This is a genomic window from Streptosporangium sp. CA-135522, assembly GCF_050949235.1.
Lineage (GTDB): Bacteria > Actinomycetota > Actinomycetes > Streptosporangiales > Streptosporangiaceae > Streptosporangium.
Window position 1 is genome coordinate 9,008,720 of record NZ_CP192026.1, and the last position, 14,594, is coordinate 9,023,313.

Sequence of the window (14,594 nt, forward strand, 5' to 3'; positions counted from 1 at the left end):
GCCCGGCCTTGACCGCTTCCATCGCGTTCTTTTGGGGTCCGTCCGGGTCTGTACAGACCCGGACGGACCCGTGCCACCCCGCGACACGGGCCGCCTCGGGACACGGGCTCGGGACACGGGCTCGGGACACGGGCTCGGGACACGGGCTCGAGACACGGACTCGAGACACGGACTCAGGACTCAGGGCTTGTTCGCCGGGCTCACGCACGGCGCTTCTTCCGGGCGACGCGGACGATCGCGGCGGTGCCGAGGACCGCGACGGTCGCGCCGGCGGCGGTGAGCGTCGCCTCCTTGCCGGACAGGCGGCGGCCGACGACCGTGTGCCTGCCCTCGCGCAGCTCCAGGAGCTGGGCGAACGCGGCCTCATTGGTCCACATCGGCTTCCAGCCGGCTGCGCGCAGCGCGGCGCAGTCGACCACCCATGGGTAGACGACGTAGTGCAGGTCGGTGGCCGGGGCCGGGGTGATGCCCAGCCGGTGCAGGCGTTGGGCGGTGCCGAAGGTCAGTCCGGCGGGCAGCTCGAACCTGCGCAGGCCGGACAGCTCCTCCACCTGGTCCTGCTCCAGCCAGCCGTCGCCGCCGACGGCCACCACCCCGGAGACCGTGCCGAGCGCGGCCATCTCCAATGCCGAGACCAGGTCGTCCACGTGGCAGAACTGCCAGCGGGGGCTGCATCCCTTGACGCTCAGCAGCCTGGGCGACTCGAAGTGACGGGTGACCACGCTGTCCACGCCCGGACCGACCACCGCGGCGGGGCGGACCACGGTCACCTCGAGACCGGGATGGCTGCGCAACGAGCGCCGGACCAGCGCCTCGATCTCCAGATGGTCTCCGACCATGCCGGTGTCGGGTTCGGCGGCCACCGCGGAGTCCTCCGGCAGCGGGACGGGGTTGTCGGGCGCCGCGCCGTACACCATGGCGCTGGTGACCAGCACGACGCGACGCACCCGGGCGGCGGCGCTGGCGGTGAGCACCGTCTGGGCCGCGCGCAGGTTGTAGGCGCGCCGCTCCGCGGGCTCGGCGTCGAGCGCGTAGTCGCCCCCCAGATGGACGAGCACGTCGATGTCGGAGATCCGGTTCGCCAAGAGCGGATCTCGGACGTCGAGCACCCGCCAGGTGACGTCGGGCACGTCGCCGCGCTGCTCGTCGATGGCCACGACCCTGCGGAAATCCGCAGACGAGGCGACCTTCGCGAGGAATGCGCGGCCGATGCCCGAGGCCGCGCCGGTGACGGCGACGACCGGGGGCCGGAGGCGTTTCGAGGTAGGCACCAGGTCCTCACTTTGCACTGACCCGCCATGCGACGGATAACGTGGCGGATGTGGACTCCTCCATCCTGCACGAGGTAGAGCGGTGACTGACTTGCCAGGTCGGGAAAACGACCCCAACGAGAATCCGTTCGCCATGTTCGGCGACCCGGAGCAGATAGCGGCGGCCATGCGTCAGTTCGCCGACATGCTCTCCGCTCCGCCGGGTTCCGGCCCCGTCAACTGGGACATGGCGAAGAACATCGCGCGGCACGCCGTGGCCGCCGAAGGCGACCCGAGTGTCATGGAAGGCGAGCGGCGCCAGATCGTGGACGCCCTCAACCTCGCCGATCTGTGGCTGAACGAGGCGACCGCGCTGCCGAGCGGGGTGAGCAACCCGCAGGCGTGGAGCCGGTCGGAATGGATCGAGAACACCATTCCCGTCTGGCGGCAGCTCTGCGACCCGATCGCGGCCCGCATGGTCGAGACCATGAGCGGCACCCTCGGCGCCGCCGGTCTGCCCGCCGAGGCCCAGGCCATGGCCGGGCCGCTGATGGGCATGATGAAGCAGATGGGCGGCATGATGGTCGGCCAGCAGATCGGCCAGGCCGTCGGTTCGCTCGCCCGCGAGGTGATCGGCTCCTCCGACATCGGCCTTCCGCTGTCGGGCAACGCCGCCCTGCTGCCCGGCGGCATCGCCGCGTTCAGCGAGGGCCTGGAGACGCCCGGCGAGGAGATCCGGCTGTATCTGGCCCTGCGCGAGGCGGCCCACCACCGGCTGTTCCAGCATGTGCCGTGGCTGCGCGCGCATCTGCTCGGCGCCGTGGAGGAGTACGCCAGGGGCATCACGGTGGACGTGTCCGCCCTGGAAGAGCAGCTTCGCGGGCTCGACATCAACAATCCCGAGCAGCTCCAGCAGGCGCTGAGCGGCGGCAACCTGCTCAAGCCCGAGGAGACCGAGCGGCAGAAGGCCGCGCTGAGCCGGCTGGAGACCATGCTCGCGCTGGTCGAGGGCTGGGTCGGCACGGTCGTGGACGGCGCCGCCGACGGCAAGCTGCCCTCCTCGGCCGCGCTGGCGGAGACGGTACGGCGCCGCAGGGCGACCGGCGGTCCCGCCGAGCAGACCTTCGCCACGCTCGTCGGCCTCGAACTACGCCCCCGCCGGCTGCGTGAGGCGGCGGCTCTGTGGCAGGCGCTGGAGGCCGATCGCGGTGTCGACGGCCGGGACGCGGTCTGGAGCCATCCCGACCTGATGCCGACCGCCGACGACCTCGACGACCCCCAGGGTTTCGTCCGGGGGGAGCCCGAGTTCGACCTGTCCGGGCTGGAGGCGTCCCTGCGGGAGTCCGCCACCGAGCAGGACGAGGACGGCAAGGACGACAAGGGCGACGGAGGCGGGGAGAAGGGCGGCGAATCCGCGTGAGTCTGCGCGCGCACGCGCAGGGCGTGCTCTCAGCGTGGGCCGCGCCGACGGCGCAAGAGGAGATCCTCCGCAAGGAGTTCCTCGACCATGTGCACGCCCACGAGGACGCGATGTGGCGCGAGTGCGTGCCGGGTCATCTGACGGCCACGACCGCGGTGCTCTCCCACGACGGCCGGCGGGTGCTGCTCACGCTGCACCCCAAGGCCGGGATGTGGTTGCCCATGGGCGGCCACTGCGAGCCCGGCGACACCTCGCTCGAGGACGTGGCGCTGCGGGAGGCCACCGAGGAGTCCGGCATCCCCGGCCTGCGGCTGCTGCCCGGGCCGCTCGCCCTCGACCGGCACCGCGTCTGGTGCCATCCGCCGCACAGCCACCACCTGGACGTGGAGTACGGCGCGGTCGCCCCGGCCGATGTCGAGGCCGTGATCAGCGACGAGTCGCTCGACCTGAGGTGGTTCCCGGTGGAGGAGATCCCCGAACTCTCCGACGAGGCGACCCGCCGCCTGGCGCGCCGCGCCCGGGAGGTCATGCGCTCCCTGTGAGCCGGCTCGTTTTATGCTCGTCTCACATCACCCTGGATACCGTCCCGCTCACTGGCGTGACGAGCGAGGCGGGGAAGCGTGAGCGCGGACATCACAGCCGAGAAAGGCGTGGGCGGGGCGATCGTGACACCGTCACGGCGGCGCCGACCGATTTCCCGGGCTCTCACCTGGGTGCTGGTCGCCCCGTTCGCCGCCTGGGCCGTGGCACGGGTGGCGGGGCTGGAGCAGGGGTCGCTGGCCACCCAGCTCATGACCGGAACGCCGTACGTGGCGGCGGGCTCGCTCGTCCCGGTGCTCCTGGCCGTGTTGACCCGTAACCGCGCGGCGGCCGGCGTCGCGCTGGTCACCGCCGCGGCGTTCGGCCTCAGCGTTCTGCCGCGGGCCGTCGGCGCCGCGGAGACCTCTTCCGGGCCGCCGCTACGGGTGCTGACCCTCAACATGTTGTTCGGCGAAGCCGACCCCGGGACCGTGATGGACCTGGTCCGGCGGTTGAGACCCGACGTGCTGAGCACTCAGGAGCTGACTCCGGAGCTGGTCGGGAAGCTGGACGCGGCCGGGATCGGGGAGTTGCTGCCGCACCGGTTGCTGGCGGCGGACGCGGGTGCGCGCGGCAGCGGCCTGTACGCCAGATATCCGCTGGTTCCGTTGGAGGGTCTGTTCCGGCCGGTCGGGCACAACATGCCCGCCGCCACGATCACCTTCCCCGGCGTCAAGCCCGTCGAGTTCGTCGACGTGCATCCCTACGCGCCGCTGGGCGAGGATGTCCGGGAGTGGGCGGCGGCGCTGGAGGCTCTTCCCCCGGCCGACCCCGGCCGCATCCGCATCCTCGCCGGCGACTTCAACGCCAGCCTCGACCACGCCGCCCTGCGCCGTCTCATCGGCCGGGGGTACGCGGACTCGGCCGACAGGACCGGTCGGGGGCTCATCCCCACCTGGCCCGCCAACAGGCGGGTCCCGCCGCTCATCACCATCGACCACGTGCTGGTGGATCAGCGGGTGAAGGTCGGCGAGGTGAGCGTGCACACCGTCCCCGACACCGACCACCGGGCCGTCTTCGCCGATCTGCGGCTGCCCCGGTCGTGACGCGGCTCACGCCGGGGATCGGCGGTCCGTCACCGGACCGGTCTCCGGCGCACCGGCTCACGCCGACAGCAGCGCCCGGGTGTTGTCCCAGCCCTCGAGGCCCGGGTCGAGCCTCGCGAGGTCGCCGGGGGTGCGCAGGCGGTGCCACGACGGGCCGGTGGCGACGGTCCGGGGGCCCGGCGCCGAGGCGCGTAACGCCTTGAGCGGGTCGTGGTCGTCGAATCCCGCGCCGGCCCAGCCGGGATAGGGCAGGTGGGCGGCCATGGCCACGGCGCCGCCGTCGGCGGCCGGACAGACGGCCATCCGCGCCCGGCCGAGCGCGCGAAAGAGCTTGCCGATGAGCAGGGGAGGCAGGTCCGGCGCGTCACCGCTCAGCAGCACCGCCTGTTCACCGTACGGCAGGGCGGCGAAAGCGGCCCGGACCAGGGCCTCTCCGGACAGGTCGGCGATCTCCACGACCGGGGTGCCCGGCCAGACGATCTCCTCCATGCCCGGCACGCTCGTCACCACGACCGGCGAGACGAAGTCGAGGCCGGCGACGAGCTCGTAGGTGTCCTCGGCCATGGCCGTCAGGAATTCGGTGGCATCGACCCCGGGGGGCGTCGCTCCCGTCATCGAGGGCGTGACGACGACCGCCACCACTCGCTCTCGCTCCGCCGTCAACATTCCTCCGCGGTGCCGTTGGCCGCCATGGAGAATCCCTCGAGGAATCCCCGCGCCCTTTCGGCCTTGGGATATTTTTCCACCAACGCCCAGAACCGGGGACCGTGACTGGGCACCAGAAGATGCACGAGCTCGTGCATGATCACATAATCGACCACCCATGACGGCATGCCCCGCAGCCGTGTGGAGATCCTGATGGTGCCGTGGTCGGGAGTGCACGAGCCCCAGCGGTGCTGCTGGTTGTCGACCCATCGCACGCTCGACGGATTCGCCTTGCCGCCGAGATAGCGCACCGACAGCTCGCTGGCCCGCTCGAGCAGGTCGTCGTCGGAGGGACGTCTTCGTTGCTCCTTGGCCGCGAGTCGGTCGAGCATCCGTCGTACCCATTGTTCCTCGTCGGTGATGCTCAATCCTGCGGGAAGCAGCACGATCGTTTTCTCGCCGTCGCGGTACGCGGAAACCGTCCGGCGGCGACGAGAACTTCGACGGACCTCGACTGTCTCGGGGGGCACATATGAACGGTAGCCGAGAATGACGAATTCACACCAGAGGGCAGAACACGTTCTGGCTGGTCAATCCCCGTTCGTTGATTGTTCAGCGAGACCGATCAGCTATGGCGGCGACTTATCTAATTAACCTGGATATCGCCTGTCTCAGGAGTTGCCGAATCGCGGGATCCGCCGTTCTCTCTGCGCCGCCAGCCCTTCAAGCATGTCGTCTGAGGTCATGGTGACAGGTTGGGCGAGGGATTCCCAGCGCAGTGCGGCGTCGAGGTCCGCGTGCCCGCCGCCGGCGAGGGCGACCTTGGTGAGCCGGGTGGCGATGGGCGCGTTGGCGGCGGTCCGGGAGGCGATCTCCAGCACCTCCGCCAACAGCGACTCGCGAGGAAACGCCCTGGTGACCAGTCCCGCCGACGCCGCCTCGGCGCCCAGCATGGTCCGCCCGGTCAGCAGCATCTCCCGGGCGACCCCCACTCCCGCGACCCGGGGCAGCAGGTAGGTCGCCGCCATGCCGGGGTGCAGGCCGAGGGAGGTGAAGGGAGCGGCGAGCCTGGCCTCCTCCGCGGCGTAGACCAGGTCGCAGGCGAGGGCGAAGCACAGGCCCGCCCCGACGGCGGCGCCGTTGACCGCGGCGATGGTCGGCACCTCCAGGTCGGCCACGGCCAGCCAGGTGCGGTAGAAGCCGAGCATCCGCTCGCGCAGGGCGGGCACGTTCTCGGCGCCGCGCTCGGCGAGCCAGGACAGGTCCCCGCCGGAGCAGAAGGCGCTCCCGGCTCCGGTGACCACCACGCACCGCACGTCCCGGTCCCGGCGAAGGTCGGCGATCGCCTGCCGCCACTGCTCGGTCATCCCGTCGGTCATCGAATTGCGCCGGTCCGGGCGTTCAGGGTGAGCAGCACGACACCGTCGTCACGCCGGTCGACCAAGAGCTCGTTCATGCCGGGGAGCGTAATGCACGACGGTCGCCCACAGTCGTCCGCAGGGGTGCGGGAGTTATCCACAGGCGGCGGGAAAGGCGTCCGGAGGCTCGCGACGGCGTGGCACGCTGGCACGCCACCGAGGAGAACCGGCACGCCACCGGGGAAAGAGGCCGTATGAGACCGCGTCTGAAGCCCGCGTTGCGCAGGGTCGCACGTGATGGGCGCACCCTGCAGTTCGGCCTGCACCCCCGGCACGCGGTGGTGCTGGCCGATCTCGAACCCGAGGTGCGCCGCTGGGTGGAGAGCCTGGACGGCGTGCGGGATCTTCCCGGGGTGCTGTCCGGCGCGGCCGACGCCGGGATCGGCGAGGAGCGCGGCCGGATCCTGCTCGACCTGCTGGTCAGCCGGGGGCTGGTCGACGACGCCGGAACAGCCCCCGGCCCGCTGCGCGCGCTCACGCCGGCCGGCCGGGACCGGCTCCAACCGGACCTGGACGCGCTCTCCCTCTCCCCCGGCACGACCGACGGCGGGCTGGCGGCGCTGGAGCGCAGGCGCGATGCCCGGGTGCGGGTGTACGGGGCGGGCCGGGTGGGCGCGCAGGTCGTCGCGCTGCTCGCCGCCTCCGGGATCGGCCACCTGTGCGTCGTCGATCCCGGTACGGCCCGCCCCCAGGATGTCGTTCCCGGCGGCCTGACCTGGGCCGAGGTGGGGATGAGCAGGCAGGACGGCGCCGTCGCGGTGGCCAGGGCTCTGGCGCCCGAGGTCACCGCGTGGACCGGTGAGGCCGCGGCCCGGCTCGCCGACGGCGCCCGCATGCCCGATCTGGCGATCCTCGCGCCGGTGGGGCCGCTGGATGGGCTGCTGGTCGGGGAGCTCGTCGCCTGGAAGGTCCCGCACCTGCTGGTGACCGCCTTCGAGGGTTTCGGATCGGTCGGCCCGATGGTGTTGCCCGGGCGAAGCACCTGTCTGCAGTGCCTAGATTTGATTCGACGCGATCGCGACCCCGGCTGGCCGATCGTCAGTGCCCGCCTGGGTGGCTTTCCCGCAGGGGAGATCGCCTGTGGCACGGTGATGTCGTCACTGGTGGCGGCTGCGGCGGCCGGCCATGCGCTTGCTCTGGTCGATGGGCGGGAACCAACTGTGACGAACAGCACAACAGATGTATTGCCTGATTGGAGATGGAAGCGGCGATCCTGGAGTGTTCATCCTCAATGTCGTTGCTTCCGAAACGATACGGGTTCGCTAACAATGGTCGCGTCGGCTACCTGCCGCTGATAGACACCACACCGAAGGGAGGGAGCGGCGTCACGCTGTACGGCGGACACGCCGCAAACCAAAGGTGAGTGACCTTCCGCGCCGCGCCGTTGCGCGCTCCGCCAAGCTGGCGGCCCTCCCGATCGGGTTCGCCGGCCGCACTGCCCTCGGGCTGGGGAAACGGATCGGGGGCAAGCCAGCAGAGATCGTCGCCCAGGAAATCCAGCAACGCACCGCCGAACAGATCTTCAAGGTTCTGGGAGAGCTCAAGGGCGGGGCGATGAAGCTCGGCCAGGCGTTGTCCATCTTCGAGGCCGCCCTGCCCTCGGAGATCGCCGGCCCCTACCGCGCGACCCTGACCAAACTGCAGGACTCCGCCCCGCCGCTGCCGGCCGCCACCGTGCGCAAGGTCCTCGTCGAGCAGCTGGGAGACGACTGGCGGGAGAATTTCCTGTCGTTCGAGGACAGGCCGACCGCCGCCGCGTCGATCGGTCAGGTGCACAAGGCCGTCTGGCACGACGGCCGGACGGTCGCGGTGAAGATCCAGTATCCGGGGGCGGGCAAGGCACTGCTGTCGGACTTCACACAGCTGGCCAGGCTCGGCAAGCTCTTCGGGGTGCTGCTGCCCGGCCTCGACATCAAGGCCGTGCTCAGCGAGCTGCGGGAGCGGGTGGTCGAGGAGCTCGACTACCTCCACGAGGCCGAGGCGCAGCACGCCTTCGCGCTGGAGTACAAGGACGATCCCGACTTCATGGTGCCGGACGTCATCGCCGCCAACGAGCAGGTGCTCGTCTCCGAGTGGGTGGACGGCACCCCGCTGTCGCGGATCATCAGCGAGGGCACCCAGGAGGAGCGTGACCGTGCCGGGCTCCTCCTCGTCCGGTTCCTGTTCTCCTCCCCCTCGCGAGTGGGCATGCTGCACGCGGACCCCCATCCGGGAAACTTCCGGATCACGCAGGACGGGCGGCTGTGCGTGCTCGACTTCGGCGCCGTCAACCGGCTGCCGGACGGCTACCCACCGGTCTTCGGGACGTTGACCCGCATCTTCAACAACGGCGACATGGCCACCGTGGTCCAGGGGCTGCGCGAGGAGGGCTTCATCCTCCCGCACATCGAGGTGGACATGGAGGCGCTACGGGCCTTCCTCGCCCCCTATGTCGAGCCGACCGCGGTCGAGGAGTTCACCTTCAGCAGGGAATGGCTGCAGCACCAGGCGGCCATGGTCACCGATCTACGCCCCGGCAACGTGGTGCGCCAGCTCAACCTGCCGGTTTCCTACGTGCTCATTCACCGGGTGCACGCGGCCGGGGTGGGAGTGCTCTGCCAGCTCGGCGCCACCGCCCGCTTCCGTGAAGAGGTGATCCGCTGGGTTCCCGGCTTCGCCGAAGAGGATCCGGAGGAGCGCGCGGTCGCCGCGAGCTGAGCCACGCGCGAACCCGACAGCGCGGCCGAAGCGGCTCGCACGGCGAAAAGGGTGGCTCTGCAGGCGAACCGAAGCGGCTCCGCACGGCGAACCGAAGCGGCTCCGCACGGCGAACCGAAGCGGCTCCGCACGGCGAAAAGGGGTGGCCCGTTCGGACGGGCCACCCCTTTTCGGCTATACGGCTATGCGGCTATACGGCCATGTGGCTGTTCACCGCTGATCCTCACCGGATCAGACGAGGCGCAGGAGCGCGTGGCGAAGGCGCGTGGAGGCACGCTCCGCGTCACGACGGGCGCGCCGCAGGCGGATGACGCCCGAGGCCATACGCTGCTCCTCCGCCTCGCGGTGGAGGGTCCGTATTCGGTCCCGAACCAGTTCTTCTTGCATAGAGAACGAGGTCAGGCTCTGGGTGGTGGGGTAAGTCATCGGAAGTGGTCCTTTCAGGACTTTCAGGTTCTTGGTTGATCAGGCAGCGAGCGGGGTCTTGCGGGGACGTCCACGCGGACGCTTCCGCGGAACGACGGCTCCCCGGAGAATGAGCTCGCCACCCCAGACGCCCCAGGGCTCCTCGCGCTCAAGCGCCCGAGCCAGGCAGGCCTGCCGGATCGGGCAGCCTCCGCAGAGCGCCTTGGCGAACTCCACGTCCTCCGGAGACTCGGCGAACCAGAGGTCGGGGTCGGTACGACAGGGGATTGCGGCTTCGTCGATCAGGTCCATGATCGTCTGGGCCCCCATCTGCTTCACCTCTCTGTTAGGTGTTGATCTTTGGTTACCTCTGGGTGGGGGTCAGGAACGACGCGGAAAAACAAGAAGGCCGCGGATCCTGGTTGCGGATCCGCGGCCTGAAGGCTTTTTCTCGGTCAGGTTATGACCGGAGGTTGCCTCCAGGAATGCGGACCTCGCAGTCCACCCTTACGGGCGTGCTCGGTCGGTGCGTAGCCGCCTGCATCAGGCGCCGGGACGGCCAGGACACCCGCCGCCGGGAAGGCGGTCAGGGCGGTCGTACGGCCGGCCGAAATCTGGATGCGGGCAGACTGCTCCTGCTGAAGCTGGGCAGCCGCGCCGACCGTGAGGAGGGCCTGACTGCCGCAGGGCAGAGTGGTGCTGTGACGCGTGAAAGCGAGCCCGGACTGGGCCGACATCATGTTGATCTTCACAGCGGACTCACCTCCATCTACGGATCGTCGGACAGGACCGTCCGACTTGCATGACCATGACCCTAAACCCCGGTCGCGGGGAGGGGCAACATATTTTCTACCTGCAGTTTTACAACTAACTCATACGGATCATGGCCTCCTGCACCACCGATACCGCCAGCTCGCCGGAGCGGGTGAACATCTCTCCCCTGGCCAGTCCGCGCGCCGCCCCCGACCAGGGCGATTCCTGGGCGTACAGGATCCAGTCATCGGCCCGGAAGGGACGGTGGAACCACATCGCGTGGTCCAAAGAGGCTCCGGAGATGTTGGACGCCCCCCAGGCCAGACCGTGTGTCAGCAGCACGGTGTCCACCAGGGTGAAGTCCGAGGCGTAGGCGGCGAGTACCACGTGCAGCAGCGGATCGTCGGGCAGCTCCGAGTCGTAGCGGAACCACACGTTGGTCTCGGACCCGCGCAGCGCCGGGTCGCGGTGGGCCTCCCAGTTGAGGGGGGTCACGTAGCGGACGTCCACCGGACGCGGCTTGGCCAGCCACTCCTGCCACATCGGATCCTCCCCCACGACCGCCAGCATCCGGTCCTGGAACATGGGCAGATCCTCCGGCCCGACCACTTCCGGCATGACCGTCGCCTGGTGCTCGACCCCGGTCTCCATGACGTGGAAGGAGGCCGACATGGTGAATATCACCTTGCCGTGCTGGATGGCCGAGACCCGGCGGGTGGTGAACGACCGGCCGTCGCGGACCCGCTCGACGTTGTAGACGATCGGGATCGCCGGGTCTCCCGGGCGGATGAAATAGGCGTGCAGCGAGTGGACGTGGCGCTCCGACGGCACCGTCCGGCCGGCGGCCACCAGCGCCTGGGCGGCCACCTGGCCGCCGAACACACGCTGTATGCGCTCCTCGGGGCTACGGCCCCGGAATATGTCGAGCTCGATCTGCTCCAGATCCAGCAGGTCCAGCAGCTCCTTGAGCGCCTCGTTCACGCGTCCTCCGTCTGATCTGTGGCAGCACGGCAGAGGGCGAAAACCGCCTCGCCGTACCGCTCCAGTTTGACGCGTCCGATTCCGGTGATGGCCAGCAGGTCCTGTTCGGAGACCGGCGCCCGCTCGGCGATCGCCTGCAGGGTGACGTCCGTGAAGATCACGTAGGTCGGGACCTTGGTCTCCTTGGCGACGCTCGTGCGCCAGGCCTTCAGGCGTTCCAGCAGGGCCTCGTCGTAGTCGGCCGGGCAGCCGGCGCACCTGCCGAGCTTCTGCTCGGCGGCGGCGACGAGGGTCTTGGCGCAGACGCGGCAGCTCACCGGTGCGGCGACCGTCCGGCGGTCCTTCGGCGCCGGCGACGCCGAACGGCCCGGCGCGGCCGGACGTCCCGTGAGGCCGTCGAGGAACCGGGAGGGTTTCCTGGAGCGGCGGCCTCCCGGAGAGCGCGCCAGCGCCCACGACAGCGCCAGGTGGGCCCGTGCCCGGGTGACGCCGACATAGAGAAGACGGCGTTCCTCCTCGATCTGGTCAGGCGTCTCGGCGTAGATGATCGGCATCATGCCGTCGGTGACGCCGACCAGGAAGACCGCGTCCCACTCCAGCCCCTTGGCGGCGTGCAGCGAGGCCAGCGTCACGCCTTCGACCGGCGGCGCGTGCTGCTCGCTGGCCCGGCGCTCCAACTCGGCCACGAAGGCGGGCAGGTCTCCGCCCTCGGCGGCGATGTCCTCGGCCAGGTCGGCCAGGGCCTTCAGCGACTCCCACTTCTCCCGGGCCTTGCCGCCCCCGGGCGCCTCGGGGGTCAGGCCGATGCCGGCGAGGATGTGGTGGACGGTCGGGGCCAGCTCGTCGTCGTCCGCCGCGGAACGGGCGGCGCCGCGCAGCAGCACGACGGCCTGACGGACCTCGGGGCGTTCGAAGAAGCGGTCGGCGCCGCGCAGCAGGTAGGGGATGCCCGCTTTGGTGAAGGCCTGCTCGTAGGCCTCGGACTGGGCGTTGACGCGGAACAGCACGGCGATCTCGCGGGTCGGCACCCCCGTGTCGGCGAGCTTCTTCACCGCGCGCGCCACCCCCTCGGCCTCGGCGGTCTCGTCGTCGTACTCGGCGAAGACGGGCTCGGGACCGTCCGGACGCTGGGCGATCAAGGCGAGCTTGTGCGGGGTCCTCGCCTTGTCGAGCACCCGGTTGGCGAGGGAGACGACCTGGGGGGTGGACCGGTAGTCGCGAACCAGTTTGATCACCGCGGCGTCGGGGTGCTCGACCGAGAAGCCGGTCAGGTAGCGGGGGGTCGCGCCGGTGAAGGAGTAGATCGTCTGGTTGGGGTCGCCGACCACGCACAGGTCGTCGCGTCCGCCGAGCCAGGTGTCGAGCAGCAGCTTCTGCAGCGGGTTGACGTCCTGGTACTCGTCCACGACGAAGTGGCGGTACTGCTGGCGGATCTGGCCGGCCACCTCGCGGTGCTCGGTCATCACGGCGGCGGTGAGCTCGAGGATGGTCTCGAAGTCGACCAGGTGCCGCTCGCGGCGGAGCCTCTCGTAGGCGTCGTAGAGCCGGAAGACGTCCTCGGCCGGAATCGGTGGTGTCCGGCCGGCCTTCCTGGCGGCCTCGGCGTAGTCTTCCGGGCCGACCTGGGTGACCTTGGCCCATTCGATCTCGGAGGCGACGTCGCGCAGCTCGGATCGGTCGGCGTTCCTGCGGATGCCACGGCAGGCGTCGATCAGCAGCGGAAGCTTCGACTCGACCACTTTGGGCGGGTCGCCGCCGATGACCCGCGGCCAGAAGTAGGTGAGCTGGCGCAGCGCGGCGGCGTGGAAGGTGCGTGCCTGCACCCCGGGCGTGCCGAGCTGCCGCAACCGCTGCCGCAGCTCCCCTGCCGCGCGTGTGGTGAACGTCACGGCCAGTACGCTCTGCGCGTCGACGACCCCGCTGCGCACGGCGTACGCGATGCGGTGGGTGATGGCCCGCGTCTTGCCGGTGCCCGCTCCCGCGAGCACGCAGACCGGTCCGCGAACGGCCTGCGCCACCTCGCGCTGTTCGGGATCCAGCCCCGCCAGAACGTCGTCGGGCTCCACGGAGACTCCTTCACGCTGTTTAACGGGCGGATGAAAACATCCTCCCAGTCAGTCGCCAAGCATCGCTCATTCTGGCAACATGCCGCCGTCAACCTATGTCGTTCGGCGAGGTGCACAGACAGGGCTGTTTCCCCCACAATGGGGAACGAACTGTGCCTTGGGGGAAGGAAGAGACCCGTGCGAACTGCGGTAACCGTGAGTGCGCTCGCCTTGGCGGCGCTGGTGATCGGCTCCACCGCAGTGCAGGCGTCCCCGGTGGCCCACGCCGCCTCGGCCCCCTCGCAGCCGGGGGCCGGGTCGGGCGCGAAGGCCACGGCCGCGGTCAGGATCGGCTCCGCGGGGAAGGCCGCGCCCGCGGTCACGACCGGCTCCGCGGGGAAGGCCGCGCCCGCGGTCACGACCACGCCGGTGGCGAAGGCCGCGGCGGCGGTGGGGAAGACCGCGAGCACGAGGAAGGGCGATCCGACGCCCACCGCCACTCCGGTCCCGACTCCGACGCCGACCTCGACCTCGACGGCCGACCCGCTGTCCCAGAGCTTCTCGGTCGATACCGTCTCGTACGGCCCCCACATCCGCCAGCGGATGGACGTCTGGCAGCACTCCGACGGCCGCGTGCGCCCGGGCGTCTTCCTGATCCACGGCGGCTGGTGGTCGTCCGGGGACAAGAAGTACATGACCGCGGTGAGCCGGAGCTACGCCGAGCAGGGCTACGTGGTCTTCAACATCAACTACCGTCTCTCCGGTGAGGCGGCCTGGCCCGCCCAGCGCACCGACACCCTCGACGCCATCGCGACGGCGCGCAGGCACGCCGCCCTGTGGTCCTTCGACCCGAAGGCCTACGTGGTCGTCGGCTTCTCCGCCGGAGGTCACCTGTCCACGGCCGTCGGCACCTACAAGGAGGGCCTGCCGGGCCTGCGCGGCGTGGTCGGCATCTCCCCGGTGGTCTCACCGCTCACCGCCTACAACGAGGGCGCCGACACCGCCGACGCCAACAGGCGCAAGCTCCGCGAGTCGGCCATCCGCCTCGCCGGGGGCTGCGAGCCCGGCGAGTGCCCGAAGGTCTGGAACAGCATGGAGGTGCCGCTGCACGCCAGCCGCGGTGACGCGCCCGTTCTGACCCTGCACTCGGATGAGGAGTTCGTGCCGGCCGAGCACAGCATCCGCCTCAAGGATCGCCTGGCCCGGTTCGGCGTGCACATGACGGTGCTGACCGAGCCGGGTGCCGAGCACAGCTCGCCGATGTACCGGCTGCCCGGTGTGGCCGAGACGGTGCAGGCCTGGATCGCGGCCCGGCTGCTCTGAACACGGGGAGGGTCAGGCCGCTTCGACCCCGG

The 14,594-nt window shown here is 70.4% G+C and carries 15 protein-coding genes; 6 read left to right on the top strand and 9 right to left on the bottom strand.

Annotation, left to right across the window (positions count from 1 at the left end):
• Positions 1 to 200: 200 nt before the first annotated feature.
• A complete protein-coding gene (locus ACQPYK_RS42325; protein WP_433259080.1) occupies positions 201 to 1,274 on the bottom strand; it encodes an NAD-dependent epimerase/dehydratase family protein in 1,074 nt (357 codons plus the stop codon).
• A gap of 130 nt (positions 1,275 to 1,404) precedes the next feature.
• Between ACQPYK_RS42325 and ACQPYK_RS42330 the strand changes: the two genes are divergently transcribed.
• The 3 genes from ACQPYK_RS42330 to ACQPYK_RS42340 all read left to right on the top strand — a co-directional run bounded on the left by ACQPYK_RS42330 (position 1,405) and on the right by ACQPYK_RS42340 (position 4,295).
• The gene (locus ACQPYK_RS42330; protein ID WP_433259081.1) at positions 1,405 to 2,670 is read left to right on the top strand and encodes a zinc-dependent metalloprotease; all 1,266 of its coding nucleotides are present in this window, start codon (positions 1,405 to 1,407) and stop codon (positions 2,668 to 2,670) included.
• Positions 2,667 to 3,212 carry an NUDIX hydrolase gene (locus ACQPYK_RS42335; RefSeq protein WP_433244818.1) on the top strand — a complete coding sequence of 182 codons (546 nt, stop codon included), beginning with the start codon at positions 2,667 to 2,669 and terminating at the stop codon, positions 3,210 to 3,212. Before ACQPYK_RS42330 ends, ACQPYK_RS42335 begins: the two co-directional genes overlap by 4 nt.
• A 78-nt stretch (positions 3,213 to 3,290) precedes the next feature.
• Positions 3,291 to 4,295 carry an endonuclease/exonuclease/phosphatase family protein gene (locus tag ACQPYK_RS42340; RefSeq protein WP_433244821.1) on the top strand — a complete coding sequence of 335 codons (1,005 nt, stop codon included), beginning with the start codon at positions 3,291 to 3,293 and terminating at the stop codon, positions 4,293 to 4,295.
• A gap of 57 nt (positions 4,296 to 4,352) precedes the next feature.
• Here ACQPYK_RS42340 and ACQPYK_RS42345 read toward each other — a convergent pair whose 3' ends face one another.
• From ACQPYK_RS42345 to ACQPYK_RS42355, 3 genes are all read right to left on the bottom strand, one after another.
• Positions 4,353 to 4,961, bottom strand: a complete 609-nt coding sequence (locus tag ACQPYK_RS42345) for a DUF2064 domain-containing protein (protein ID WP_433244824.1) — start codon at positions 4,959 to 4,961, stop codon at positions 4,353 to 4,355.
• Positions 4,955 to 5,386, bottom strand: a complete 432-nt coding sequence (locus ACQPYK_RS42350; RefSeq protein WP_433244827.1) for a M48 metallopeptidase family protein — start codon at positions 5,384 to 5,386, stop codon at positions 4,955 to 4,957. The genes ACQPYK_RS42345 and ACQPYK_RS42350 overlap by 7 nt, the downstream gene beginning before the upstream one ends.
• 225 nt (positions 5,387 to 5,611) lie before the next feature.
• Complete coding sequence (locus tag ACQPYK_RS42355; protein ID WP_433244830.1) at positions 5,612 to 6,319, bottom strand: enoyl-CoA hydratase/isomerase family protein; 708 nt, start codon at positions 6,317 to 6,319, stop codon at positions 5,612 to 5,614.
• Positions 6,320 to 6,552: 233 nt separating this feature from the next.
• Here ACQPYK_RS42355 and ACQPYK_RS42360 point away from each other — a divergent pair, with 233 nt between their 5' ends.
• Together ACQPYK_RS42360 and ACQPYK_RS42365 are read left to right on the top strand one after the other, a co-directional pair.
• A complete protein-coding gene (locus tag ACQPYK_RS42360; RefSeq protein WP_433244833.1) occupies positions 6,553 to 7,653 on the top strand; it encodes a ThiF family adenylyltransferase in 1,101 nt (366 codons plus the stop codon).
• A gap of 64 nt (positions 7,654 to 7,717) precedes the next feature.
• Positions 7,718 to 9,055 (top strand): ABC1 kinase family protein, encoded by a 1,338-nt coding sequence (locus ACQPYK_RS42365; RefSeq protein ID WP_433244836.1) that lies wholly within the window; start codon positions 7,718 to 7,720, stop codon positions 9,053 to 9,055.
• Between the two features lie 231 nt (positions 9,056 to 9,286).
• On the opposite strand, the gene ACQPYK_RS42370 is transcribed toward ACQPYK_RS42365, so the two are convergent.
• The 5 genes from ACQPYK_RS42370 to ACQPYK_RS42390 form a co-directional block, all read right to left on the bottom strand.
• Positions 9,287 to 9,481, bottom strand: coding sequence for a hypothetical protein (locus ACQPYK_RS42370; RefSeq protein WP_433244839.1), 195 nt, complete (start codon positions 9,479 to 9,481; stop codon positions 9,287 to 9,289).
• 39 nt (positions 9,482 to 9,520) lie between these two features.
• Positions 9,521 to 9,790, bottom strand: coding sequence for a WhiB family transcriptional regulator (locus tag ACQPYK_RS42375; protein ID WP_433244842.1), 270 nt, complete (start codon positions 9,788 to 9,790; stop codon positions 9,521 to 9,523).
• Between the two features lie 125 nt (positions 9,791 to 9,915).
• Positions 9,916 to 10,212 carry a hypothetical protein gene (locus ACQPYK_RS42380; protein ID WP_433244845.1) on the bottom strand — a complete coding sequence of 99 codons (297 nt, stop codon included), beginning with the start codon at positions 10,210 to 10,212 and terminating at the stop codon, positions 9,916 to 9,918.
• Between the two features lie 115 nt (positions 10,213 to 10,327).
• The gene (tesB, locus tag ACQPYK_RS42385) at positions 10,328 to 11,194 is read right to left on the bottom strand and encodes an acyl-CoA thioesterase II (RefSeq protein WP_433244848.1); all 867 of its coding nucleotides are present in this window, start codon (positions 11,192 to 11,194) and stop codon (positions 10,328 to 10,330) included.
• The gene (locus tag ACQPYK_RS42390) at positions 11,191 to 13,260 is read right to left on the bottom strand and encodes an ATP-dependent DNA helicase UvrD2 (RefSeq protein ID WP_433244851.1); all 2,070 of its coding nucleotides are present in this window, start codon (positions 13,258 to 13,260) and stop codon (positions 11,191 to 11,193) included. The genes tesB and ACQPYK_RS42390 overlap by 4 nt, the downstream gene beginning before the upstream one ends.
• A 177-nt stretch (positions 13,261 to 13,437) precedes the next feature.
• Here ACQPYK_RS42390 and ACQPYK_RS42395 point away from each other — a divergent pair, with 177 nt between their 5' ends.
• The gene (locus ACQPYK_RS42395; protein ID WP_433244854.1) at positions 13,438 to 14,562 is read left to right on the top strand and encodes an alpha/beta hydrolase; all 1,125 of its coding nucleotides are present in this window, start codon (positions 13,438 to 13,440) and stop codon (positions 14,560 to 14,562) included.
• Positions 14,563 to 14,594: the final 32 nt, after the last annotated feature.

Coding starts and splice junctions, on each gene's coding strand:
- ACQPYK_RS42330 (WP_433259081.1), top strand. CDS start 1,405: ATGTTCGGCGACCCGGAGCAGATAGCGGCGGCCATGCGTCAGTTCGCC.
- ACQPYK_RS42345 (WP_433244824.1), bottom strand. CDS start 4,961: ATGTTGACGGCGGAGCGAGAGCGAGTGGTGGCGGTCGTCGTCACGCCC.
- ACQPYK_RS42355 (WP_433244830.1), bottom strand. CDS start 6,319: ATGACCGACGGGATGACCGAGCAGTGGCGGCAGGCGATCGCCGACCTT.
- ACQPYK_RS42360 (WP_433244833.1), top strand. CDS start 6,553: ATGAGACCGCGTCTGAAGCCCGCGTTGCGCAGGGTCGCACGTGATGGG.
- ACQPYK_RS42370 (WP_433244839.1), bottom strand. CDS start 9,481: ATGACTTACCCCACCACCCAGAGCCTGACCTCGTTCTCTATGCAAGAA.
- ACQPYK_RS42375 (WP_433244842.1), bottom strand. CDS start 9,790: ATGGGGGCCCAGACGATCATGGACCTGATCGACGAAGCCGCAATCCCC.